The sequence below is a fragment of the Paenibacillus periandrae genome (assembly GCF_022458865.1).
Taxonomy (GTDB): Bacteria; Bacillota; Bacilli; order Paenibacillales; family NBRC-103111; genus Paenibacillus_S; species Paenibacillus_S periandrae.
In genome coordinates this window covers 95,633-120,542 of record NZ_JAJNMU010000010.1, presented here as the reverse complement: position 1 = coordinate 120,542, position 24,910 = coordinate 95,633, and the positions used below count along the sequence as shown (strand labels likewise).

The window sequence follows — 24,910 nt, the reverse complement described above, 5'->3', positions numbered from 1 at the left end:
TCTAGAATGCGGAACCGTTAATGGCGACCAATGCCGATCTCGGTATATTGTCACCGAAGCGGTGCGGCCATGTACTGGTCAGTTTAACCCGCTCCTCAGTGGTCTCTCCGGGATGCTTAACCGTCAGAAATAAGGTCTGCTCATCAGGGGTAAAGCTTACTCCGTCAAATTCGGCATCGAATGGAGCGGATGCAAATTGCCGCGTCTCCTTGGTTGAGCCGGAAGCAGGTATCACGTACAATCCGTTATTTTTAAATTCAGCCCATGCGCCTTTATTCAAATGACTCGAAGCAATATTCGTCGAAACCCAGAGATTGCCTTTGGTATCGAACGCAAGGCTGCCTGGTGAGCTGAACCCGCTTTGAGGTCCGCCAACTGCAAAAATCTCATAGGAAAATTCAGTTGCTCCAAGATTGTTGTTTTTCTCAAAGAAACGAATAATTTGTCCATGCAGGTTTCCGCGTCGACCGTTGTTCGTATAAGCAATATACAAAGTATGATCCTGCGGATTTATAGTAACCGTTGCAGGACGGTCGGATAGCGTAGCGCCTACAATAATTGCAGCTTCCCGCGCATATACAAATACGTCTGCCTGCTCCTTAAATATCTCAATAAGTGATTCCCGGGTTTGATTCAATACACTCGGTATTTTATAGCGAGGATTCTTAATGGATTGACTCACAGCCTCTATCGTTAATTCAACCCATTGTCCAGTTGCTTTATTCGCCGCATACAGCTTTCCGTCGTTTAAAAGCTCGGAGTTGGCCTTGCCTCGCGCCGGATCAAATTTGTTCGAGCTGATAAACTTATAGACGCAAGCGTCCTCGGCATCCTCGCCCATGTAGACGATAACCTTGCCGTCGGTGCTTAACCCCATCATTACGTTACCGTGATTAAATCGTCCTAATGCTGTGTGCTTCCTCAGTGTGGCGTTAGCATCGTAAGGATCAGCCTCTACAACCCATCCATAATGTAACGGGTCAAGGCCTGTGCTCCTGCATGTAGACTCGAATTGATTCTCGCAGGTAAGCACGGTACCCCATAAGGTTGTACCGCCACCGCGGTTGGCTAATGTACCTTGGACCCGGGTTGCATGGTGTACCGCCTTGGTTCCACGCACCGGCCCCGTCAGCTCAACAGCATCAAGTCCTGTGATACGTCGGGCATATTCAGACTTGGTATCCATTTTCCAAAGGCCCTTATCATTACGAAACACCTTCAAGATGGAAGCCCCTTGATTATATAACAAGGACCGCTGCTGAGCCGAAGTCAAATGTCGCTGCTGATTGCCGTCCTCAAGAAACAATTCGTTCGTCGATTCGTGACCTACCCAGAGCAGTCCTTCAACACGGGAACCGTCTTGAGGAAAAAAAGCGGTATAGCTGTTGTTATCCCCGAACGTGTCGCCCTTCGTATTAATAGTGTCTCCATAAGCTGCGATGACCTCGTATTTAAAACCGGATGACAGTACCAAATCATCACTCGCTACTGCTGTATCCCGGGTTGGGTTAAAGGAATCCGAAACCTTGATTGTTGAAAAATCGAATAGGGACCTGTTCGCTTCCGATGCATTCGCTCGTTTACCGAAGGAACCGAGACCCATAGAGGATACTGCAAGATACGCTGTGCTGGTTCCCAGATAACCGAGAAATTTCCGGCGAGATAATTGCTTATTGTCGTCCATACCTAACCTCCAAAAATGAAATGTATATGTAAGTCTAGCATTATCATCATTACAGACTCTTTTAAGATAACATAAAATGAGAGAAAAACGGCAAAAAAACAAATAATTTATAATCAATTTGCGATAATTATTTACGATAATTTACGAAATTTAACCTTGATGTCATGTATAGAAGTAGAAGCGAAAAAAGCAATCAATATCGACTCGAAAAAAGGAGTTTTTAAGTGGTTATAGAATATGTAATTAATGGCGTTAAGTTGATGATATCATGTTATTGGATAAAGAGGAATGTCCATATTGTGAGTATTTCTTACATAGAAAGGGAATTATGCTGAATACGATTCAGGTTACTTCTAATGACGAATCCTTTTTATATAATCTTTATGCAAGCACTCGAGAAGCTGAAATAGTGACGTGGGGCTGGGATGCTGCAGCAACGAATGCTTTTCTCCATATGCAATGGACTGCGCAAAGACGTTCTTATGAGGCTCAATTTCCTGATGCGAACCACTATATCATTTTATATAACGATCTTCGTGTGGGTCGTGTGATGTACGGTATTACAGCAAAAGAAATCCAACTTATCGATATTGCGTTATTACCGGAATCTCGCAATCAAGGAATAGGTACGTTAATGATTCGTTCCTTACAATCTGGAGAAGGACTGCCAACGACAAAATCGATTCGTCTCAGCGTTCTGCAGCACAATCCCGCTAAACGGTTATACGAGCGACTTGGTTTTACAAGTGTTGGAAGCAATGGATTATATGAAAATATGATATGGTTCAACGAATAAGAAGAGCTTTACTGGCGTGTTCATACGAATAATATAATGAGGTGAAAGATAGATGGCTATACCCTATGTAGGTGAAATTCGTATGTTTGCAGGAAACTACGCCCCAGCAGGTTGGGCGTTGTGTAATGGCCAAGTGATGAGTATATCTCAGAACGAGGTTCTTTACACTTTGATTGGAACGACGTTTGGAGGCGATGGGATGTCCACTTTTGCACTGCCTGATCTTCAAGGGAGAATCCCCATCCATTCAACTACTGCCTACCCTTTAGGGGCTAAGGGTGGTACCGAGACCGTTACCCTTATAGCCAATGAGCTTCCTCAACATACCCATGTGCCTCAAGCTTCTACCCAAACGGGAATTCAAGCCTCTCCAAGCAATGCCATTTGGGCGACCAACGTAGCTAAAACGTATACTGAGGCGAATGGCAATCCTGTCACGCTGAACCAGCAAACCGTCTCACTGGAAGGTGGGAATCAGCCGCACGACAACATGATGCCCTCCCTGACAATTACCTTTATTATTGCACTGGTAGGAATTTTCCCGTCTTTTGACTAACCGTTTTATTTACTAAATCGAGTCGGAGGTGCTTAAATGTCAGATCCTTTTTTAGCTGAAATTCGGTTGTTTTCCTATGCGCGTGCCCCAAGAGGATGGGCATTGTGTAATGGTCAAACCATGTCGATTGCCACCAATCAAGCGCTCTTCTCGCTGCTTGGCACCACGTACGGAGGAAATGGTACAACGACGTTTGCTTTACCTGACTTGCGAGGACGCGTTCCTGTTCATGTGGGTTCAAACCTTACGCTTGGGCAACAAGGGGGAGAAGCAAGTCATACTTTAAATATAAATGAAATGCCAACTCATTCGCACTTGGCTCAGGGCTCATCAGATCCTTCAACAAGCGTTTCCCCTCAAAACCAAGTATGGGGTATGCAAAACAACCTATATGGCCCTGCAGCAGCTATTACACCAATGAATGGAACAGCAATTGCCAATACTGGTGGCAGTCAGCCTCATTCCAATATGCAGCCCTACTTGACGTTGAATTATTGTATTGCAACACAAGGGATTTATCCATCAAGGAGTTAAAGGGGGGTTAATCATATGGCAGACGCTTATATTGGAGAAATACGGATTTTCTCAGGTAATTTTGCGCCGGTAAATTGGGCCTTATGTAATGGACAGCTACTATCAATCTCTCAGAACACAGCACTTTTTTCCATTTTGGGTGTTCAGTATGGCGGGAATGGCACCTCAACTTTTGCTTTACCCAATCTGAATGGAGCTGCTCCGATGCATCAAGGTCAGGGGGCAGGCTTAACGCCTCGCACTGTAGGTGAACAAGTCGGTGTCAATTCGTTAGCGCTTAGCGCATCTGAAATGCCAAGACACACTCATGCGGCACAGGCTTATGAGATACCGGGCTCTTCAACCGAGCCTGCCAATCATTATTGGGCAGAGGCACCCGCACAGGGCAGACCTCATCCGCAGCAAGCTCCAATATACAGCGCAAATGCCAATGTGACTATGCATCCAAATGCACTTTCTGCAACTGGAGGGGGTCAACCGCACAACAACATGCAGCCCTTTCTTGTGATGAACTTCATCATTTGTCAGAACGGAATTTTCCCAAATCGGTCATAGTATGAAAGTTCAAGTGTTAAGGATGCAGCATCAGGCAAGTGATGACAGGGGGATCTAATGATGATCAGAATACGAATAGCTAAGCAGTTTCGGCAATCACCCAAATTGCTGCTAACCATATTAGCGATTTCCTTGCTTAGCGTATTCTATGGCTTTCACAATATGGTTATGGCTTCGGGTATTTGGACAAGCCAAACCTCGAACGCTACGATCACAGGGCAGCTTCAAAATGCTGCTTTTGGCGGAGGAAAATGGCTCGCTGTTGATCCTGTAAGCAGTGAGATTGTTTCGTCTGCAGATGGGATTACATGGGTTAAACAGGCTGTTCCGTTTATTCCTAATGATGCTGTGTATACAGGGACTCAATGGGTTGCGGTTGGCTCCAATGCTGCCAATATTATGACTTCTCCTACCGGTAATAGCGGGACCTGGATTCAACAAGCCTCGGGGACGGTTAACGACCTATATGCTCTTGCTTATAGTGGGTCCCGCATAGTAGCCGTTGGGAAAGGTGGGGTAATAACCACCTCTACAGATGGGATAAGCTGGAGTTCACAAACTAAGGGATCACAGGATCTCAATAGAGTCCTATACGGTGGGGGAAAGTTTATCGCGGCAGGATCTGCGGGTACTATCTATAGCTCATCTGACGGAATTACATGGACACTGCAAACCTCAGGCACAACGAATGATCTGTGGGGAGGAGCTTATGGCAGCAGTTTGTTTATAGCTGTGGGGTCATCGGGAACCCTGCTCACATCACCAGATGGTGCCACTTGGACATCGCGGGCTGTTCCGAACGGTTCAGCAGGAATAAACGGTGCCGCTTATGGAGCTGGAAAATTTGTCGCCGCAGGTGATAACGGGAAAATTATTTCCTCATCTGACGGCGTTGCCTGGACGAATGAAACCTCGAATACTACAAAATTTTTCAATGCTGTTGCTTATGGTGAAAGCCAGTTTGTTGCTGTAGGCCAAGAAGGCTGGATGGAATCGCAAGCACTAAGTACGAATGCCAACCTGAGTAATTTGACGCTTAGCCAGGGCTCACTATCGCCTCCGTTCGCAGCGGGAACAATCAGCTATACTTCTGCAGTGGCTAATGCAGTGAGTAGTATAGAGGTAACCGCTATTTTAGCAGACAGTAATGCAACGGTTAAGCTCAATGGAAGCGCCGCTGCAAGTGGTAGTGCCGTAACAATCCCATTGAATATAGGGTCTAACACCATCACGATATTGGTTACAGCCCAGGACGGCACGACACAAAAGACTTATACAGTTACCGTCAATCGTGCTGCCAGCAGCAATGCCGAATTGAGTAATTTGATTGTTGACCAAGGAACACTAACACCTGTGTTTGAATCAGGAACCATCAGCTACACAAATGATGTAGGTTACCTTGTAAGCAGCCTTAATGTAACTCCGACAATAGCGGATAACAAGGCGACACTTAAGGTAAATGGGAACGCAGCACCCAGTGGCAATGCAGTAACCGTTCCATTGAATGTAGGAGCTAATACCGTCACGGTGGTGGTGACAGCACAGGATAATTCGACGAGGACTTATACAGTAACAGTTAATCGAGCAGCCCCGAGTAATAATGCTGATTTAAGCAATCTGATGCTGGATCAAGGAACGCTTTCGCCAGCATTTGCATCAGGAACGATCAGTTACACAGGTGCTGTAGCTTACCCTGTAAGCAGCTTGAAAGTGACGCCAACATTAGCGGATAACACGTCGACGCTTAAGGTAAACGGAAACACGGTAACCAGCGGCAATGCAGCAACCGTTCCATTGAATGTAGGAGCTAATACCGTCACAGTAGTGGTGACGGCACAGGATAACTCAACGAAGACTTATACGGCAACGGTCAGCCGAGCAGCGAGCAATAACGCGGATTTAAGTAGTTTATCGCTGAGTACAGGCACGTTGAATCCAGCGTTTTTCTCAGGTACGACGAGCTACGCAGCAAGTGTAATGAATAGTGTTTACAGTGTTCAGGTATTTGCTGTTCCTGTTGAATCTCAAGCCAGATTTGAAATTATAGCTGACGGCACAACGGTAACTGGCGCTGTATATCTGAATCATATCGGGTCTAACACCGTTTCTGTCAAAGTGACAGCACCTGATCATGTATCCAGCAAGACTTACACCATAGATGTGAATAAGCAAGGTTTGGGCGTAGCTGATATCAGTACGATCACTTATATGAATAAGATTTTGCAGCGTACCTCCAACAGTTATCATCTGGATGTAGGGTATGAGATCAAATCAGTGGACCTGAGTGTAGTTCTTTCCGATCCCAATGCTTCATTCAGCGTAACCGGGGCCACGTACACGGCGAACTCCATCCTGGTATCGAATTTAGCAACGGGGACCCGCTCTTTAACAATCGTTGTAACTACGCATGACGGCCAGCAAAAATCCTTTGAAGTGACGATCAACCGTTCGGCCCAGCCTTCCTTGGGTTACGTTGATTTAAATGGTGATGGTAATATAACCGTAGAAGACGTGTCACACTTCTCTACTCATATGTTCGATATCAATCAAGATGGAAAGATTGATAGTGATGATATGCGCTTTATGCTGCTACAGATTTTACCTATAATAATCAAATAGATTCATTGCGAATCGGCTTATCCTTCGGGATTTGCCGATTTTTTTGAGTCTATTTGTACGTGATTATGCTTATACATGGTGATAGCGAATACGAATAAACTATATTTGGAGCTCGGCGTGGAAGCGATGGAACTCTTCAATATTGAGCTGCTGGGCTGCATCGGACAAGGCAGCTGCAGGATCGGGATGTACCTCTACCATGATGCCATCTGCACCCGCGGCCAATGCGGCTTTGGCACAAGGAGCGAATATTGCTTTGCGGCCTGTTGAATGGGTGACATCCACGAGAACCGGCAGATGGCTCTCCTGCTTCAGAATCGGAACTGCCGATATATCCAGAGTATTGCGGGTTGCCTTCTCATACGTCCGAATTCCGCGTTCGATCAACATCACTTGCGTGTTGCCACCAGCCAAGATGTATTCTGCTGCATGAAGAAATTCCTCAATAGTAGCGGCAAGGCCACGCTTCAACAGGATAGGTGTGCGTACTTGGCCTGCGGCCTTTAGAAGCTCGAAGTTCTGCATATTACGTGCACCAATTTGAATGACGTCAATATATTCGCTTGCCAATTCGATATGGGCAGGATTGACGATTTCACTGATTGTTTTAAGACCGAATTCGCTTGCCACCTCCTTCAAAATTTTCAACCCCTCTATCCCTAACCCTTGAAAATCATACGGGGACGTTCTTGGTTTGAATGCGCCGCCGCGCATGACGGTAACTCCCGCTTGCTTCAATGAGGCAGCTACTTGACGGACCTGCTCATAGCTTTCGACCGAACAAGGACCGGCGATCAGGACGGGCTTTCCGCCTCCAACAGTAATATCTCCGAGGGTCACCATAGTATCTGCCTTCTGGTTTTTTCGGCTGACCAGTAATGGTTTTTTATGACCCGTTTGTTGAGATTCCGTAGTGGCTTGGAAAATTTGCTTGAACAGCTGGCGAATGGTTTCGTGATCCAAAGGCCCGGTGTTACGGGCGATGAGCTCCTCCAGCATTTGCTTCTCCCTTACAGGATCGAACCTCGGAAGGTCGTGCTTCTCTGCCAGATGTCCAATTTCCTGAGCAATCTGTGCCCGTTCCGACAACAACTCCAGCAGCTGTCGATTGATTCCTGTTAAATTTCCCCTTAATTGCTCTAAATTGATTTGATCCATTCTGATTCGCTCCCTCTAATATGTTTTTTGACAAACAAAAAGACTCCTCATCGCAAGGGACGAGAAGCCGTGGTACCACCCTAATTAGAACAACAGTTCCTGTGCTAACAGGAATGCTATTCTCACTTTAGTCCCTTAACGCAGAGAGTTACGGGTATCCCTAAGAGATGCCAGTATGCAGGCAGCCGTTCAGGAACCAGCTCGGGAGTGAACTTCGACGGGTCGTTCGATCGGGTGCTTTCAGTCGGTGGCACTCCGTCCCTGTAATGAATCGATTACCGTGTACTCTTTCCGTCATCGCTTGTTTTGCAATGAAGTTGAACTTGATTATTATGCATTTTAAATCATTTTTGGAATATTGCAAGCATGTGGTTTAACGCTGATTCGCTTTATCGTTGTGACGTGTGCAAGGGGTTAAAAATGTAATCTTTCCCAAAAAGCTCATTTGCATTTGAACAACAAACCAAACATAGAAAAATGCCTAATTTGGTTTAAAGCTATATTTCTTTAACACAACACATCTTGACAAAACTGTAATTCCGATGGTAAATTTATAACCGAGTATTCGCATATGAATTTTATAAATTGATAGGAAAACCGGACCACCGGAAACCAGCCTCGGCTTGTTTCCGGTTTTTGTGCATTCTGGGGAAAAAACGTTCTTGAGGTAGGTATGAAAGGTATTGGGCGGTATGTCGGTGCGGTGACTTTAATTTGCAAAGCGGAGTGTGAGAGATATGAGTGAAACGGAACGGAAGATACGTCTTAATGTGTTTGTTCGCATTGCAGGGCACCATGCGGGGGGATGGAAGCATCCTGATGCGGAGCCTGAACGAGATTTGGACATTGACAAGTATGTGGAACTGGCTCAATTGGCTGAACGAGGGCTAATCGATTCACTATTCATGGCAGACAATTATTCGGGAACGGGCAGAAGGCTGGAGCCATTCACGCTGCTCTCGGCGCTGGCGGCAGTAACGACACATATTGGCCTGATCGGAACAGTAAGCACGACCTATAATGATCCTTTTCATGTTGCAAGAAAGCTGGCATCGTTAGATCACTTGAGTAAAGGGCGTGCTGCCTGGAATATCGTAACAGGGCATTCACCAGAGGACGGCAACAATATTACAAGGTGGGGTGGGTACCCAGAGCCCAGCAAACGTTATGAAATTGGCGATGAGTTCGTTGAGGTCACCAAGCAGCTGTGGGATAGCTGGGATGAAGATGATGTAACGAGCAGCAGTGAGCGGAATCTGCAGGTTAATCATACCAATGTGCATGAAATTGATTTTAAAGGCACTTACTTTAATGTAAAGGGACCGCTGAATATACCCCGTCCTCCGCAGGGCTATCCGGTTCTGGTTCAAGCAGGTTCCTCGGAAGCTGGCAAGGAATTGGCGGCCAAGCATGCCGAGGTGATTTTTACCGCACAGCAGACGCTCGGAGCCGCGCAAGAGTTTTATACCGATGTCAAATCCAGATTGGCGAAGTACGGAAGAAATCCGGATCAATTGCTCATTATGCCTGGACTGGGATCGATTGTTGGCGAGACCGAAGCAGAGGCCAAGGATCTGGAGGATGATTTATTTTCTTTGTTGAATCTGGAAAGCTCATTAAAGCAGGCCTCACGTTTTTTCTCGGTCGATCTGTCCGAGTATGAGTTGGATGACCGGGTACCACTTGATAAGGTTAAACCTGAGGATGGCAGTCGGAACGGAGGCATAACAAGCCGGCGTGAGGTTGTGCTTGACGCTGTGCGCAGAGATAATTTGACAATCCGACAATTTTTAAATCGCAGTGCTGGTGGCCATGGTCACGTTACTTATCGGGGATCCTATTTGCAGGTGGCCGATTTTATTGAAACGTGGCTGCGGGAGCGTGGAGCTGACGGTTTTAATTTACTGCCGCAGGTTGTGCCGCACAGCCTGGAAACTTTCATTAATAAGGTAATACCCGAGCTGCAAAATCGCGGTATTTTTCGGACTGCATATGAGGGTGCCACATTACGTGAAAATTTTGGACTGACGCGCCCTGTGAACAAAAATCGGGAAATATGGACAGCCAGACACCACCAAGCAGTGAAGGATTCGGCTTATGAGCCAGCTCAATAAGATTGAGAGAAATCTATTACACGCACGACTATGATGATATGAGGTGAACCCAATTGACCGATTCTTCCAGAAAGGCCCATTTTAATGTATTTATCCGTGGTACCGGACATCATGCGGCTTCTTCCAAGCATCCGTTAGTCAATCCGAACGCTGGCCTGGAGCTGGCGCATTTTGCCAAGCAGGCGCGAACTGCAGAACGAGGACTGCTGGATTCTCTATTTGTCGCGGACGGTTATGCCGGTTTATCCCGAGGGTTCGAGCCGTTCACGCTGTTCTCTGCGCTTGCCGCGCTTACGAAGCATATTGGCTTCATTGCTACCGTCGGAACGACCTATAACGATCCTTATCATGTTGCCCGTCAGTTTGCTTCGTTGGATCACATCAGCAAAGGGCGTGCTGCCTGGAATATTGTCACAGGCGCCCAATCTGCTGCGCACAATTTTGGCCGGGATGAGCACCCGGATGTGGAACAGCGCTATAAGGTGGGAGAAGAATTTGTAGATGTCGTCAAGCAGCTGTGGGATAGCTGGGAAGAAGATGCACTCGTGTATAACAAAGAAAAGGATATTCGCCTTGATTCGAGCAAGGTTTATAACATTAACTTTCAGGGAGAATATTACAAAGTAAAAGGTCCGCTCAATATTCCACGTCCGCCTCAAGGGTACCCAGTGCTTGTTCAGGCCGGATCTTCGGAAGGTGGCAAGGAGCTGGCGGCAAGAACGGCAGAAGCGATCTTCACTGCTCAGCAAACGCTTGGCGCTGCGCAGGAGTTTTATACCGATGTGAAGGGCAGACTGGGCAAATTCGGAAGAACGCCGGATCAATTGCTGATTTTACCCGGGCTTTGCCCGATTATCGGCGACACGGAAGCGGAGGCCAGGGACCTCGAGGAGGAGCTCTTCACGCTGCTGGATAAGCAGAATGCATTGCGTAACCTGTCACGTTTCTTTACGGTGGATTTATCCGAATATCCATTGGACGCACTTGTACCGATAGACAAGCTGAGACCAGCAGAGGAGTTCAGAGTAGGGATCACTTCAAGGCGCGACGTGATTATCGATGCTGCGATTCGAGATAAATTTACAATCAAACAATTCATTAGTCGGAGTGCCGGAGGCCATGGCCATATTACCCACACAGGTTCTGTTCTGCAAATAGCTGATTTTATTGAGAAGTGGTTCCGCGAAGGCGGAGCTGACGGCTTTAATATTTTGCCGCCAATTTTTCCGACAGGTCTGGATGCCTTTGTGGACAAGGTAATACCGGAGCTGCAAAATCGCGGGATTTTTCGCACGGCCTATGAAGGCAGGACGCTGCGGGAGAATCTCGGTTTGGCAAGGCCGGATAACCAGCACAATAAGATTTGGGCGGCCAACAACCAAACGATTGAAGCACAAGAGGCAGCGAGATAGCTGTTGCAATATGATGATGAATCATACACTTCCAGACAACTGGGGACATGCTTAATACCATGTTTCCGGTTATTTTTCGTGTCAATAAACAAACGACTGAACCAAAGGAGCCTGTTGAGGATGAAACCAACAAAATCGGCACTTGCTATTATTGCAGCTTTTTCTGTTCTATTCACGGCCTGCTCCAAAGATGGGAAGAGGACTGACGAGCAGAACCAGCAGTCATTATCAGACAAGCCTGTGGAAATCACTGAGCCGGTTAATCTGATTTTTTATGTGAGTGGGGCGACCTTTACGGCTACTGAATTCAAAAACCAGATCAAGGACCCGGTTGAAAAGAAATTTAAACATATAACGATTGACCGGCTGGAGCCACCCTCTACGGTGACGGTTCCGGAATTATTTTCTTCAGGTACCGTTCCAGATCTGGTGTTTGGAGACAATTATCATACGTTAAAAAAGCTTAAGGTAGTCGAGGATTTGCGTCCGTGGTTTAAAAAATATAATTTTGACGAAAGCCGGATCAAGCCTTATTTAACTGGCTATATTCATTCGTTCGGCGACAACGGCGAGATTTATGGTGTGCCTTACAATTCCAATCAGCACATTTTGTATTACAATAAGGACGTTTTTGATAAATTCGGTGTTCCGTATCCGTCAGACGAGCAGATGACCTGGGAGCAGGCTCTGGATCTGGCCCGCCAGCTGACACGGACTGAAAATGGGGTACAGTACATAGGTTTGGATGCCGAAGGCCTCACCTATTATTCACGGAGCCTGGCACTGGCGACGATTGATCCGATAACAGGCAAATCCTTGCTTGGCAGCCCGGACTGGCTGCGGGTATTCAATATCACGAAGGCTAACTTTGAAATTCCCGGCTTCCTCCCTAAGGACAACACCAAATATTTGTGGGGCAGGGATGTCTTTATGAAGGATCGGACGATGGCGATGCGGCCGGCTTGGTTAGCCAATATGGTCGGACCGATGGAGGAGTTGCGACAGCAGGGAATTGATGTGAACTGGGATATTGCTCCAGTTCCCACCTTTGCTGATCAGCTAGGCAAAACACGGGAGACCCAGGTTCATTCCATCACAATGACCAGTCTAAGTAAGAAAAAAGACGCCGCCTTCCAGGTTATTCAATACCTGCTCTCGGATGAAGCACAACGAATTATTTCGCGCAACGGCAGGGTGCCTGCGATTATTAACCCCGAGCTGGAGAAGGAATATGGGGCAGAGGTAGGCACCTTGAAGGGGAAGAAGATTCAAAATATTTTTGTAGGCACACCGCTGCAAACTCATAAATCCAATCAATTCGAAACGGATATTGCCAAATACATGACCGAAGCCAATCTGGATTTGGCCCATGGTCTTGATGTCAATTCGACGATTCGCAAAGCGTCTGAAAACATAAATAAAGAGGTTGAAAGGCTGCAAAAAAATCAATAATAATGATCCAAAAAGGAGAGATTGGTTAGATGAGTACATCAGAACGCAAGCTGCATTTGAACGCTTTTATTCGTGGAGCCGGGCATCATGAAGCTGCATGGAGGCACCCGGACACACATCCGGAGCTATCGCTTGATATTCAACATTTCATTCAGCTGGCACAGACCGCAGAGCGTGGTCTGCTCGACTCGCTCTTTTTGGCTGATGGTTATGTGGGCAAAACGAACAGGCTGGAGCCGTTCACATTTTTGTCTGCGCTTGCTGCCGTCACCCGGCATATCGGACTGATCGCCACAGTTAATACGACGTATAATGAGCCCTTCCATATTGCGCGTAAATTCGCTTCTCTCGATCATATCAGCCACGGACGAGCTGGCTGGAACATCGTAACCGGATCAGGCTCGGCAGAGGCGAATTTCGGCAGGGACGAACACCCGGAACACTCTCTTCGCTATGAAACCGCAGAAGAATTCGTTGAGGTGACGAAGCAGCTGTGGGATAGCTGGGAGGACGATGCGCTGGTTTATGATAAACAGTCAGGTACCCAGTTCGCCCATGGTAAAGTTCACGAAATCAATTTCAAGGGGAAGCATTATTCGGTAAAGGGTCCACTGAACATTCCACGTCCACCTCAGGGCTATCCGGTGCTGGTACAAGCAGGCTCCTCTGAAAGCGGCAAGGAATTGGCGGCCAAGACAGCCGAGGTTATATTCACAGCGCAGCAGACGTTTGCGGACGGCAAAGCTTTTTATACAGATGTTAAATCGCGGTTGGCCAAGTATGGACGAACACCGGAGCAGCTGCATATATTACCAGGAATCAGTCCAATTCTGGCGGATACGGAAGCCGAGGCGAGAGAGATTGAGCGGGTGCTGGACAACCTGATAGATACAACGGATGCTGTGAAAAGGTTATCCTCTCGCTTTGGTGTCGATTTATCGGAGTATCCGATTGATGGCCCGGTTCCCCTGCATGAAGCGAAGGAGCTAGAAGAGGTCAATGGCAATAAAAGTCGTCATCAGCTTGTAATCGATCTGGTCCGCAATGAAAATTTGACGATCCGTCAGCTGGTGCAGCGTCTTGCAGGTGCAAGGGGCCATCTAACCTTTACAGGGACACCCTTACAAATGGCTGATGTGATGGAGCATTGGTTCAAAAATGGGGCTGCTGATGGTTTTAACGTAATGCCGCAGCTATATCCGAGCGGATTGGATGTATTTGTGAATCAAGTCATTCCTGAGCTGCAAAACAGGGGCTTGTTCCGAACTGCCTATGAGGGTCTAACATTGCGTGAGAATTTGGGTTTGGTTCGACCGGTAAATTCGCGCCAATTTCCTAATCTTGCCGTACAGCAGAGCTGATACGATAGCGTGAGAGCTCGTCTATTTATTGTCATACCCTCTGGTAGAAATGGCTGCGGAGTGTTATGATTGGCTGCATTCATGTCAATGACAAAGGAGGGGTTCCAATGAATGTGTATAGAATTGGTGTCTTGCTGGGGGATGGAATTGGTCCGGAAATCGTTCGGGCTACAGTTGAAGTGGTAACAGCTGCATCGAAAGTCATACAGAATGTCGAGCTTGACTGGCTGGAGCTTCCAATGGGCTGGTCTGCGATCAGGGAGTACGGTGATGCACTGCCTCTACTCACGAAGGAGGCGCTCGGCAGCTGCGATGGCTGGATAATTGGACCACACGATTCCTCCTCCTACCCGCCGGAGCATCAGGAGAAGCGGAATCCAAGCGGCGAGCTGCGTCACCATTTTGATTTGTATGCCAATATCCGCCCGAACAAAACGATTCCGGGAATCCAGAGTGTAGTGGGTGAAGCGGACCTGGTTATTTACCGTGAAAACACGGAGGGCTTTTATCCCGATCGCAATATGTATGCAGGTACAGGAGAGTGGCTGGTTACACCTGATGTGGCTATATCGGTGGGTGTATTTACGCGGAAGGCTGCCGAACGTATCGCCCATGCCGCTTTTCAGATGGCGATGAAGCGGAGCAAGCACGTGACCATTGTCCACAAGGCTAATGTGATCAAGCTCGGTTACGGCCTGTTCTTAAGCACCTGCCGTGAGGTAGGGGCTCAATACCCGGAAGTCAGGGTGGACGACTATCATATTGACGCGATGGCTGCACATCTGGTGCGGCGTGCAAAAGATTTTGACGTCATTTTGACAACGAATATGTTTGGCGATATCCTCTCCGATTTGGCGGGCGAGCTGGTGGGGAGCCTTGGACTAGCCCCCTCGATTAATGCAAGCGATGATAGAGCTATGGCGCAGGCAGCCCACGGATCGGCACCGGACATCGCAGGACGCAATATCGCTAATCCGGTCGGGGAGCTGCTCTCGGCTGTGATGCTGCTGGACTGGCTGAGCAATCGGCATAACGATCCTGCGCTGTATCAATTGGGGCGACTTATTGAACAGGCAATATTAAGTACGATTGCAGACGGTGTACGGACACAGGATTTGGGCGGCTCGGCATCAACGACTGCATTTACACAAGCAGTTATCGGGAAGCTGAGTTGACATTAACTGGGATGCCTTCTGACATTTATTCCCGAAAAATATTGTGAAACCTTATTGACATCGAACATAAGGGGTGCTATATTTCAAAATACAGTAATAACATAGGAATAATGAACATTGTGTAACCAACCACCGGACAACCGGAGATTTGGCTTTTATAAGCCATGTCTTCGGTTTTTTCATGTGGACCTAAATGGACACAGAAATCAACAACATGAAGAAAGGGGCGGGGTTGATGAGCAAAGCCCAACGTCAAGTACACCTGAATGTTTTTTTGCGGGGAGCCGGTCATCACGCAGCAGCATGGCGGCACCCGGATACTCACCCGGAGCTGGGATTTGATTTTCACTATTATTTAAAGCTGGCACAGATCGCAGAGCGGGGGCTGCTGGATTCACTGTTTATGGCAGACGGCTATGTAGGAACCGGCAGAAGGCTGGAGCCCTTCACGCTGCTCTCGGCTTTGGCTTCTGTGACCGAGCGCATCGGATTGATTGGCACGGTTGGGACAACGTACAATGAGCCCTATCATGTGGCACGTAAATTTGCATCGCTCGATCATATCAGCGAGGGCCGGGCCGGATGGAATATTGTTACCGGGCATACGGATGCGACTGCATACAACTTTGGCCGGGAGGAGCATCTGGAGCATTCCAAGCGTTATGAGGCTGCTGAGGAATTTGTCGAAATAACGAAGCAGCTATGGGATAGCTGGGAGGAGGAGGCGCTTGTCTTTGATAAGCAGTCCGGTGTTCAGTTTGATGAAACGCGCCTGCATGAAATCAATTTCAAAGGCAAGGTCTACAAGGTCAAAGGGCCGCTTAACATTCCACGTCCTCCGCAGGGCTATCCCGTACTGGTTCAGGCAGGTTCCTCGGAGAGCGGAAAAGAACTTGCTGCGAAGACGGCGGAAGCTATTTTTACGGCACAGCCTACATTTGGTGAAGGTAAGGCATTTTATACAGATGTCAAAGCCAGATTGGCTAAATATGGCCGTGTCCCGGAGCAGCTTGTGATTTTGCCGGGACTCAGTCCGATTATTGGCGATACCGCAGCTGAAGCCCAGGACCTGGAGGATGAATTAAACGCATTTAATGATGTCGAGGATGCCGTAGACAAGCTGTCGGAGCGGTTCGGCGTTAATTTGACGGGTTATCCCATCGATGGTCCGTTTCCTGTGTCTGCATTTGATAGCGCCAAGGGAATAGATTCAGTCAACGGCAGCAAAAGCCGTCATCAGCTTATTCTGGATTTGATTCGCAAGGAGAACCTGACGATTCGTCAGCTTGTGAATCGTCTTGCCAGCGGTCGTGGGCACTTAACCTTCACAGGTACGCCTATTCAGCTCGCTGATGTGATTGAGCATTGGGTTACCCATGGTGCCTCCGATGGATTTAACTTAATGCCTCCGCTTTATCCGAACGGGTTGGAGGCTTTCGTGGACAAGGTAGTCCCCGAGCTGCAGAACCGAGGCTTGTTCCGTACGAGCTATGAAGGGAAAACTTTGCGTGAAAATCTGGGGCTTGTGCGCCCTGCTAACAGCTTGCTTCATGTATAGGCATTAAAATAGTTTAAGGCCTGGAAGGGAGTCTTGAACAAATTTTAAAATATCATTGCCATATTGGCAGTGCTATGGTAAAGTGATCAAATTCATACTAAAACTATAGGAATAATAAACTGCGATGACCAGACCACTGGAAGAGCACAACACTTTGTTGTGCTCTTTTTGTTTAAAATCGCAAACTGATTCCAAGGAGTGAGGAGAAAATGGTTCAGCATCATGCCATTGAGCCGGAGTTCGGTTGGTATATGCCAACAAGAGGAGATGGTCCATTTATTGGCGTCAAGCCTGACCGTGTGGTGGATACCGCCTACATGATACGTGTTGCACAAGCTGTGGAGGAGGCTGGTTACACCTTTGCCTTGATCCCGACAGGCGGGCATTGCACGGATGCCTGGATTATGGGAGCGACACTGGCTGCGCATACGAAGGTGTTCAAGCCGCTGGTAGCTATGCGACCAGGCTTAATCGCTCCTGCGCTGGCTGCAAGGATGGGAGCAACGCTCGATGAAGTGACAGGAGGCAGAGCGCTGATCAATATCGTGACAGGCAGCTCTGCCGAGGATATGAAGGCTATGGGAGATTCACTGGCCTTTGATAAGGATGCCAGATACGCACGGACGCTGGAATATATCAAGATCGTCCGCCAGCTATGGATTAACTCTCAGGAGGTTGAAGGGAATCAAATACTGGCTTCCCGTGGGAAGAGCGAGGAAGTGGAGCCGTTTGACTTCAACGGCCAGTATTTTCAAATTGAGGGTGGAGTCAGCTATCCATCACCTGTACAAAAGCCGCATCCACCGTTTTATTTTGGCGGCAGCTCTCCTGCTGCGAAGCGAACGGCAGCCGAGATTGCCGATGTATATCTGATGTGGGCGGAGCCGCTCGATTGGATCAAGGAGCAGATTGATGAAGTGGAATATCACCGCGATGTGCTGCACAGGACGCAGGGGATTGACCGCAATATCCGCTACGGCATCAGAGCGCAGGTAGTTATTCGCGAGACGGAGGAAGAGGCTTGGGCAGCAGCCAGGCTGATTGTAAGCAAAGTCGATCCTGCTACGCTGCAGGAAACGGAAGCAAGGTTCTCACAGGCCGAATCGGCTGGACAGCAGAGGCAAAATCAGGTGCGGAGGCAATCGGCCAAACATGATTATGTCATTGCCCCTAACTTCTGGGCAGGGCTATCCGTTGTACGCGGAGGTGGTGCAATGGCCTTTGTTGGCACACCGGATCAGGTAGCGGATCGTTTGATTGAATACATCGATATCGGCGTCTCCTCCTTCATTCTCTCTGGCTATCCGAATTTAGAGGAAGCATCGATTTCCGGCAAAGCATTGATCCCAGCTGTAAAGAAAAAGCTGCTGGAGCGTGCTGCTGTCACCAACAAATCTTAACGCATTCATAAACTTAAATAACTCAACCCCATATATAAGGAGTGTTTGATCATGAGCATCAATCTTAGAAAATTTGGCAGAACCGGTTTAAAAGTATCCGAGGTCAGTCTGGGCACGATGGCATTTGGACGCTGGATCAGCGAACAGCAATCGGCTGACGTATTGGACGCGGCACTTGACGCTGGTATTAACCTGATTGATACCGCAGACGTGTACGGCACCGGTTCGGATCGCAACAATCCGTTGGAGGGCGGCCAATCGGAAACGATTCTTGGCAACCTGCTCGGAGAACGCAGACACCGTATTATTTTGGCAACGAAGGTTCACGGTCGTGTAGGTCTGGAGCCCAATGACGCAGGTCAGAGCCGTTATCACATTCTTCGCGCGGTTGAAAACAGTCTTAGACGCTTGAAAACGGATTACATCGATTTGTATCAGGTACACCGCTTTGACGAACAAACGCCGCTTGAGGAATCCTTGAGAGCGTTGGATGATTTGGTCCGTCAAGGAAAGGTTAGATACATAGGTGCCTCCAATTACGCCGCATGGCAAATTGCCAAGGCACATGGCATCTCGGCCCGCTTGAACCTTCATCGATACGAAAGTGTACAACCGGAATACAGCATTATTGCCCGGGATATTGAAAAAGAGCTGCTGCCTTTTGCCGCTTCCGAAGAAGTGGGTGTAATTGTGTACAGTCCGCTTGGACGCGGTTTGTTGACTGGCAAATATAATTTTGAGCAAGCTCCGCCGGAAGGCACTCGTGGAGCAGCTGGCGAGAAACGTCTGCAGGTGCTGCTTGATGAAGAGCGCAACTTCCGAATTGTTGAGCAGCTGAAAGGGATTGCCGAGCGCAAGGGCTGGTCATTGGCTCAGCTGGCACTAACATGGGTTGTGAGCAGACCGCATATCACGTCCGCTATTCTGGGTGCTTCCAGTGCGTTGCAAGTTACAGAATCGGTGCAGCATGTAGGCGAAAAGCTCTCGGCTGAGGAGCTTGCCGAGATTGATGTTATTACGAGCGAAGCGGCAGGCTCCGGCCAAGGCGGATCAGCGCTTAAAGAACCCGCAGGTACAGCAAAAGGCTGATCAGGAAGCATTGGATGATGGATGACCTAGAAGTGCGGTGAATAAATAGCGGAGTGGCCAAATGATCCTGGAGAAGCGAAGCGTTCGCCTACACGCTTTCTGTAAGAAAGCGACTTCGGAAGCCTACGCTGTCTTCGGATTTCTACAGCTAAATGTCTTATATAATCAAGAAATCTGAAGACAACAGCGATCGGAAGGATATTTGGCTGCGCAGCGGTACTTATTCACCGTACTTCTACTAGCGACAAGAGGGAGTAGTGATCATGGCGGAAATTGTGATTAATCATTTATACAAGCGATATGGCAAGGATAAGCATCCGGTCGTTCACGATTTCCATCTGGACATCAAAGATAAGGAATTCCTTGTCTTTGTAGGTCCATCCGGCTGCGGCAAATCAACGACATTGCGGATGATTGCCGGGCTTGAGGACGTCACGGAAGGCGAGATTTATATTGGCGACACGCTGGTGAACAACCTGCCTCCCAAGGATCGGGACATCGCGATGGTTTTTCAAAACTACGCTTTATATCCGAATTTGAGTGTCTACGAAAATATTGCCTTCGGTCTCAGGCTGCGCAAGCTGCCCAAGCATGAAATCGATCTGGCGGTGAAAAAGGCGGCGCGTGTGCTGGAGATTGAGCAATATCTGGACCGCAAGCCCAAAAATTTATCAGGGGGTCAGCGTCAGCGTGTTGCGTTAGGCCGTGCGATTGTGCGTAATCCCAAAGTGTTCCTTATGGATGAGCCCCTCTCCAATCTGGACGCGAAGCTGCGGGTGCAGATGCGTACGGAAATTATCAAGCTTCACAAAACGTTGGGCGTCACCTTCATCTACGTAACACACGATCAGATCGAAGCGATGACGATGGGTGATCGGATTGTGGTCATGAAGGACGGCGTCATCCAGCAGGTGGATACTCCGGAAACGATTTATAGATTCCCGAGCAATACCTTCGTTGCCAGCTTCATCGGCTCACCGCAAATGAATTTTATCGATGGGCGCATTGTGGAAAATGTTCCGGGCAAGCTGGAGTTTTCCACATCTCGCTTTTCATTGGAAATCCCAAATGATTTGGCGCCGATCCTGGTTAAGCACAATCAGATTAATCGGACGTTAACGCTTGGAATCCGGCCGGAAAATATTAATTTGGAAGGTCTTTATTCCGATGCGATATTAACCGGTGTGTATAAGCTCAGTGAATTAATGGGTGCGGATCGATTCCTTCATCTGGATATCGGACAGGATAAGCTGCTGGTCGTTCGGGTTAATCCGGGCTTCCAGGCTAAGGAAGAGGAGCAGGTTCGGCTTTCTCCAGATATGACGAAGGCTTTATTTTTCCATAGAGATACCGGAACCAGGTTTGTTTAAATCACATTTGTCATCGGGAAGGGAGTGTACGCTTTGTTGTCCATTCATTTAACTAAACATGCTCGGAAGCGAATCCTGCCTGCTGTGTTAGCTTGCGTCTTGGGATCGATAAGCCTCCTGCCTGCGGAAGGGACAGCTCCGGTGGCAAATGCAACAGCTATTAAGCAGGAGCAGCAGCCCCCGACTGCTGTCACACCACAAGCTGCCAAAGCACCGGATGCCAAAACCATAAATAGCCCTGACTCCGAGCCTTATTATGCAGATGTTCTGCAAACGTGGAAGCAGCAGGGAGCTCAGGATGCAGCTGCCTCTGTTATCATTAAAGCCGCAACACCTGCGGCACGCTCTGAGGGTTCAATCTTTTCTACAGGCAGCTTGGAGGGAAAAGCAGATGTACTGCAATGGAAGCCAGCTTCGACAAGCTGGGTGGAATACCAGTTTAACGTATCCGCAAAGGGTTTATACGAATTTCACGCTTCTTATCGTCCGCTTCCGGGTAACGGAGTCGGCAATCCAATCGCATGGGACGTAACACTTGACGGGAAGCATCCCTTTCGGGAGGCTTCATCGATTACATTTTTCCGGGAATGGAAGGACGCGCGTCCGATCCTGAAAAATGACGATGGAGACGAAGTCAGACCCCGCTCGATTGAAGCGCCGGCTTGGCGTATACAACCGTTTATTGACTCGGAAGGCGCGTACGCGAATCCGTTAAAGTGGTATCTCACCGAGGGCGTTCATACGATCAGACTCAGTGGAAACGAGCCAGTCGCTATAGAGGAGCTGCGAATCGTACCTCCCGAAAAGCTCAAGCCTTACGCAGGGGTGGCTGCAGCTTATCCGCAATCCAAGCCTGTTGAAGCGCAAGCCTTGACCCTACAGGCCGAGGATATGGCTTTGAAGAATGATACTTCGATCAAGCTGTTTTCCGATACCGACCCGCGGACAGTTCCTGTTGCCAAGGGTAGAATCACCTACAATACGGTAGGAGGGAAAAGATGGATGTATCAGAATCAGGAAATTACCTGGAATTTCGAGGTGCCGGAGACAGGTAAATACAAGCTGGCACTGCGATCCCTGCAAAATCAAATTTCGCAAAAGTCATCTTTCCGCAGAATCAAGATTGATGGCAAGGTTCCTTTTGAAGAGTTCCTTACATATCGTTTTCCCTACAATTCAGGCTGGAAGGGGACTGTCCTTGAACAGCCTGACGGCAAGCCCTACGAGCTGTTTCTGGAAAAAGGCAAGCATACCTTATCAATAGCTGTGACTGGAGCCCCAGTCAAGCCGGTTCTGATCGGAATTGATGAATTGTCGCAGCGGCTTCGTTCTATCGATCAGGATTTAAGAGCGCTAACCGGTGGTTTGATTGATAGAAACCGTACCTGGAAGGTGGATCAGGACCTGCCCGATCTGGCAGGTCGTCTGGATGAAACTGCCAAGCTGATGGACAGCTTGTCCGGGCAGCTGCTCAAGGTCAATGGCAGTAAAGACAGCATTATTCAGGGCTTCAGTACGTCGGCGCAGGATATTCGCGAGCTGCTGAAGAAGCTGGATGATGTACCTTATTATGCCGATCAAATTACAAGTATTAATGAAAAGATTAGTAATTTCATTGAACAACTGCTGCAGCAGCCATTACAGCTGGATGAAATCTACATTGCTCCATTGGAAAAACCGTTCCCAGAGATGGAAGCCTCCTGGATTTCGCAAATAGCAGGCTCAGTCACGAATTTTTTCTACTCCTTTCAATCCAGAGACAGCTTGAGTGATTTGGATGAACGTGTATTGAACGTCTGGGTGCAGCGCGGTCGCGACTACGTGGATCAATTGCAGCAGCTGACGGATGAGGTATTCACAGCGGATACGGGTATTAAGGTAAAGGTTAACCTGCTGCCGACACCACAGCTGCTCGTCATGTCCAATGCAGCGGGCATTCAGCCGGACGTGGCGCTTGGCTTAACGCAGGATTTGCCTGTGGATTATGCGATTCGCGGAAGTGTCACGGATTTATCGAAGCTCCCTGATTTTGGAAGGATATATCAGCAATTCAGCCCCGGGTCATGGCTGCCGCTTCATTACAATAAGGGATATTATGCGATCCCGGAAACACAGTCGTTTCAGGTTCTCTTTTATAGAAAGGATATTTTAAAGCAACTGGGTCTCGAGATTCCGCAGACGTGGGACGATGTGTATGCACTGCTGCCGGTTTTACAGCAAAATTCTTTGAATTTTTATATGAATCCGAAGGATTATACGCCTTTCTTTTATCAAAATCATTCGGAGTTTTATGAGCCTCAAGGTTTGCGAATGGTACTCGATACGCCACAGGGCTTTAAATCGTTCAAGCAGTGGACCGACCTGTATAATACGTATGCAGTGGAAAAAGAGGTCCCGAGCTTTTACCAGCATTTCCGCAGAGGAACGATGCCGATTGGCGTCTCGGACTACAATATGTATGTACAGCTGACCGCTGCGGCGCCTGAGCTTAATAATCGCTGGGGAATTGCCGAAATTCCCGGGGTGAAGCAGCCGGATGGAACCATTGAGCGGTGGGCCGGAGGCGGGCAAAGAACAGGTGTTATTTTTGAAAAGTCCAAGAAAAAGGATCAGGCCTGGAAATTCATGCAGTGGTGGATTTCTCCAGAAACCCAGGCACGGTATGGCAACGATATCGAAGCTGTGAATGGCGTGGCTTTCCGCTGGAATACATCCAATGCTCAGGCTTTCACCAAGCTGCCATGGAAGCAGGAGGATGCCAACGTCATTCTCAAGCAGTGGAGCTGGTACAAGGATGTTCCCAACCTGCCGGGCGGATATTTTCTGGAAAGAGAGATTACGAATGCCTGGCTGCGGGCTGTGGTGGATGGCACGAATTATCGAAGCTCACTGGAAACGGCTGTTCTGGACATCGACAGAGAGCTCAGGCGCAAGCAGCAGGAATTCGGTTATGTCGATCAGGATGGACGTGTAATCAAAACTTTGGATTTGCCGGTGATTAATAAGCCGTGGGAAGGGGTTAACGCCTATGTTAAATAAAGTCTCGAATGTCGCGATCAGCACGCCCATCAAGGCGTCTGCAAAGCCACAGGTGGAGCCGCAAGAGAGCAGACTTGGCAGCCTGCTGTCGGAAATATGGGCGTATCGTCTATCCTATCTCTTTATTGCACCGTTCATGCTGTGCTTCACCGCCTTTATTTTCATCCCGGTGCTTGCGGCGGTGGGCTTGAGCTTCACTTATTTTAATGCGATTGAACAGCCAAGATTTATCGGATGGCAAAATTTTCAGTATTTGATCTCTCAGGATCTGCTGTTCTTGAAATATGCACTGCCCAATACGTTCAAATTTGCGCTTATCGTCGGGCCAGGCGGATATATTGCAGCTTTTACGCTGGCTTGGCTGATTACCCAGCTGCCCGATTCACTGCGCAGATGGTTCGCGCTTGCGATGTATACACCATCTCTGACCATTGGAATTGCAATGTCGATCGTCTGGCTGCCTATGCTGACGGGTGATCGAATCGGTTACTTGAACAGTATACTGCTGCAGCTTGGGTTCATTGATGTACCTAAGCTGTGGGTAACGAGTAAAGACTATTTAATGAATTCGATGATTGTGGTTACGCTCTGGTCCAGTATGGGCGTCGGCTTTTTGGCCATGCTGGCTGGTATTCTCAATGTGAACAAGGAGCTGTATGAGGCGGGGCGTCTGGATGGCATATCCAGCAGAATACAGGAAATCTGGTTCATCACGATTCCGTCGATGAAGCCGCAGATGCTGTTCGGAGCGGTGATGGCTATTGTTGCGACGTTCAAAGCGGGAGCGATTGGTGTGGAGCTGTCCGGTGTGAATCCAACCCCTGAATACGCAGGCCATTTGATTATTAATCATATCGATGATTATGGGTTTATCCGTTTTGAAATGGGCTATGCAGCAGCGATTTCCGTATTTCTGTTGATCCTGATGTATGTGTCCAACAAATTAAGCTGGACGTTGTTCGGTTCAGCCGATGACTAGCCGTACGCAGCGGACTAAGCAGTACTTGCAAAGTCAGTTTTGCTTGGCAAAACTCTAGA

The 24,910-nt window shown here is 48.2% G+C and carries 18 protein-coding genes; 16 read left to right on the top strand and 2 right to left on the bottom strand.

The genetic code is table 11. The annotated features are described in order from the left end of the window. Position 1: 1 nt before the first annotated feature. Positions 2 to 1,684: a PhoX family protein gene (locus LRL21_RS18045; RefSeq protein ID WP_240417194.1), complete on the bottom strand. Its 1,683-nt coding sequence runs from the start codon at positions 1,682 to 1,684 to the stop codon at positions 2 to 4. A gap of 328 nt (positions 1,685 to 2,012) precedes the next feature. On the opposite strand from LRL21_RS18045, the gene LRL21_RS18040 reads away from it, so the two are divergent. From LRL21_RS18040 to LRL21_RS18020, 5 genes are read left to right on the top strand one after another with little or no spacing between them, the layout of a single operon-like run. Beyond that, positions 2,013 to 2,480, top strand: coding sequence for a GNAT family N-acetyltransferase (locus LRL21_RS18040; RefSeq protein WP_240417193.1), 468 nt, complete (start codon positions 2,013 to 2,015; stop codon positions 2,478 to 2,480). Positions 2,481 to 2,532: 52 nt separating this feature from the next. Further along, a complete protein-coding gene (locus tag LRL21_RS18035; RefSeq protein WP_240417192.1) occupies positions 2,533 to 3,036 on the top strand; it encodes a phage tail protein in 504 nt (167 codons plus the stop codon). 36 nt (positions 3,037 to 3,072) lie between these two features. Beyond that, on the top strand, positions 3,073 to 3,570 hold the full coding sequence (locus LRL21_RS18030; protein WP_240417191.1) for a phage tail protein: 498 nt from the start codon (positions 3,073 to 3,075) through the stop codon (positions 3,568 to 3,570). Between the two features lie 15 nt (positions 3,571 to 3,585). Next, entirely contained in the window at positions 3,586 to 4,125 is a 540-nt protein-coding gene (locus LRL21_RS18025; RefSeq protein WP_240417190.1) for a phage tail protein, read from the top strand. 57 nt (positions 4,126 to 4,182) lie between these two features. Beyond that, positions 4,183 to 6,744 carry a cadherin-like beta sandwich domain-containing protein gene (locus LRL21_RS18020; RefSeq protein ID WP_240417189.1) on the top strand — a complete coding sequence of 854 codons (2,562 nt, stop codon included), beginning with the start codon at positions 4,183 to 4,185 and terminating at the stop codon, positions 6,742 to 6,744. A 99-nt stretch (positions 6,745 to 6,843) separates the two neighbouring features. On the opposite strand, the gene LRL21_RS18015 is transcribed toward LRL21_RS18020, so the two are convergent. Continuing rightward, on the bottom strand, positions 6,844 to 7,902 hold the full coding sequence (locus tag LRL21_RS18015; RefSeq protein WP_240417188.1) for a bifunctional 3-deoxy-7-phosphoheptulonate synthase/chorismate mutase: 1,059 nt from the start codon (positions 7,900 to 7,902) through the stop codon (positions 6,844 to 6,846). Positions 7,903 to 8,639: 737 nt separating this feature from the next. Between LRL21_RS18015 and LRL21_RS18010 the strand changes: the two genes are divergently transcribed. The 11 genes from LRL21_RS18010 (at position 8,640) to LRL21_RS17960 (ending at position 24,851) form a co-directional block, all read left to right on the top strand. Continuing rightward, entirely contained in the window at positions 8,640 to 10,016 is a 1,377-nt protein-coding gene (locus tag LRL21_RS18010; protein WP_240417187.1) for an LLM class flavin-dependent oxidoreductase, read from the top strand. 53 nt (positions 10,017 to 10,069) lie between these two features. Then, entirely contained in the window at positions 10,070 to 11,428 is a 1,359-nt protein-coding gene (locus LRL21_RS18005) for an LLM class flavin-dependent oxidoreductase (protein ID WP_240417186.1), read from the top strand. Between the two features lie 120 nt (positions 11,429 to 11,548). Beyond that, positions 11,549 to 12,880: an ABC transporter substrate-binding protein gene (locus LRL21_RS18000; protein ID WP_240417185.1), complete on the top strand. Its 1,332-nt coding sequence runs from the start codon at positions 11,549 to 11,551 to the stop codon at positions 12,878 to 12,880. Between the two features lie 29 nt (positions 12,881 to 12,909). Beyond that, on the top strand, positions 12,910 to 14,241 hold the full coding sequence (locus tag LRL21_RS17995; RefSeq protein ID WP_240417184.1) for an LLM class flavin-dependent oxidoreductase: 1,332 nt from the start codon (positions 12,910 to 12,912) through the stop codon (positions 14,239 to 14,241). A gap of 107 nt (positions 14,242 to 14,348) precedes the next feature. Next, positions 14,349 to 15,416 carry an isocitrate/isopropylmalate dehydrogenase family protein gene (locus LRL21_RS17990; protein ID WP_240417183.1) on the top strand — a complete coding sequence of 356 codons (1,068 nt, stop codon included), beginning with the start codon at positions 14,349 to 14,351 and terminating at the stop codon, positions 15,414 to 15,416. A 235-nt stretch (positions 15,417 to 15,651) separates the two neighbouring features. Further along, positions 15,652 to 16,974 carry an LLM class flavin-dependent oxidoreductase gene (locus tag LRL21_RS17985; RefSeq protein ID WP_240417182.1) on the top strand — a complete coding sequence of 441 codons (1,323 nt, stop codon included), beginning with the start codon at positions 15,652 to 15,654 and terminating at the stop codon, positions 16,972 to 16,974. 209 nt (positions 16,975 to 17,183) lie between these two features. Beyond that, entirely contained in the window at positions 17,184 to 18,374 is a 1,191-nt protein-coding gene (locus tag LRL21_RS17980; protein WP_240417181.1) for an LLM class flavin-dependent oxidoreductase, read from the top strand. A gap of 51 nt (positions 18,375 to 18,425) precedes the next feature. Beyond that, complete coding sequence (locus tag LRL21_RS17975) at positions 18,426 to 19,463, top strand: aldo/keto reductase (protein WP_240417180.1); 1,038 nt, start codon at positions 18,426 to 18,428, stop codon at positions 19,461 to 19,463. A 263-nt stretch (positions 19,464 to 19,726) separates the two neighbouring features. Continuing rightward, positions 19,727 to 20,833, top strand: a complete 1,107-nt coding sequence (locus LRL21_RS17970) for an ABC transporter ATP-binding protein (RefSeq protein WP_240417179.1) — start codon at positions 19,727 to 19,729, stop codon at positions 20,831 to 20,833. A gap of 99 nt (positions 20,834 to 20,932) precedes the next feature. Further along, positions 20,933 to 23,872, top strand: a complete 2,940-nt coding sequence (locus LRL21_RS17965; protein ID WP_240417178.1) for an extracellular solute-binding protein — start codon at positions 20,933 to 20,935, stop codon at positions 23,870 to 23,872. Then, positions 23,862 to 24,851 carry a carbohydrate ABC transporter permease gene (locus LRL21_RS17960; RefSeq protein WP_240417177.1) on the top strand — a complete coding sequence of 330 codons (990 nt, stop codon included), beginning with the start codon at positions 23,862 to 23,864 and terminating at the stop codon, positions 24,849 to 24,851. The genes LRL21_RS17965 and LRL21_RS17960 overlap by 11 nt, the downstream gene beginning before the upstream one ends. Positions 24,852 to 24,910 lie beyond the last annotated feature (59 nt).

Coding starts and splice junctions, on each gene's coding strand:
- LRL21_RS18045 (WP_240417194.1), bottom strand. CDS start 1,684: ATGGACGACAATAAGCAATTATCTCGCCGGAAATTTCTCGGTTATCTG.
- LRL21_RS18040 (WP_240417193.1), top strand. CDS start 2,013: ATGCTGAATACGATTCAGGTTACTTCTAATGACGAATCCTTTTTATAT.
- LRL21_RS18035 (WP_240417192.1), top strand. CDS start 2,533: ATGGCTATACCCTATGTAGGTGAAATTCGTATGTTTGCAGGAAACTAC.
- LRL21_RS18030 (WP_240417191.1), top strand. CDS start 3,073: ATGTCAGATCCTTTTTTAGCTGAAATTCGGTTGTTTTCCTATGCGCGT.
- LRL21_RS18025 (WP_240417190.1), top strand. CDS start 3,586: ATGGCAGACGCTTATATTGGAGAAATACGGATTTTCTCAGGTAATTTT.
- LRL21_RS18020 (WP_240417189.1), top strand. CDS start 4,183: ATGATGATCAGAATACGAATAGCTAAGCAGTTTCGGCAATCACCCAAA.
- LRL21_RS18015 (WP_240417188.1), bottom strand. CDS start 7,902: ATGGATCAAATCAATTTAGAGCAATTAAGGGGAAATTTAACAGGAATC.
- LRL21_RS18010 (WP_240417187.1), top strand. CDS start 8,640: ATGAGTGAAACGGAACGGAAGATACGTCTTAATGTGTTTGTTCGCATT.
- LRL21_RS18000 (WP_240417185.1), top strand. CDS start 11,549: ATGAAACCAACAAAATCGGCACTTGCTATTATTGCAGCTTTTTCTGTT.
- LRL21_RS17995 (WP_240417184.1), top strand. CDS start 12,910: ATGAGTACATCAGAACGCAAGCTGCATTTGAACGCTTTTATTCGTGGA.
- LRL21_RS17990 (WP_240417183.1), top strand. CDS start 14,349: ATGAATGTGTATAGAATTGGTGTCTTGCTGGGGGATGGAATTGGTCCG.
- LRL21_RS17985 (WP_240417182.1), top strand. CDS start 15,652: ATGAGCAAAGCCCAACGTCAAGTACACCTGAATGTTTTTTTGCGGGGA.
- LRL21_RS17980 (WP_240417181.1), top strand. CDS start 17,184: ATGGTTCAGCATCATGCCATTGAGCCGGAGTTCGGTTGGTATATGCCA.
- LRL21_RS17975 (WP_240417180.1), top strand. CDS start 18,426: ATGAGCATCAATCTTAGAAAATTTGGCAGAACCGGTTTAAAAGTATCC.
- LRL21_RS17970 (WP_240417179.1), top strand. CDS start 19,727: ATGGCGGAAATTGTGATTAATCATTTATACAAGCGATATGGCAAGGAT.
- LRL21_RS17960 (WP_240417177.1), top strand. CDS start 23,862: ATGTTAAATAAAGTCTCGAATGTCGCGATCAGCACGCCCATCAAGGCG.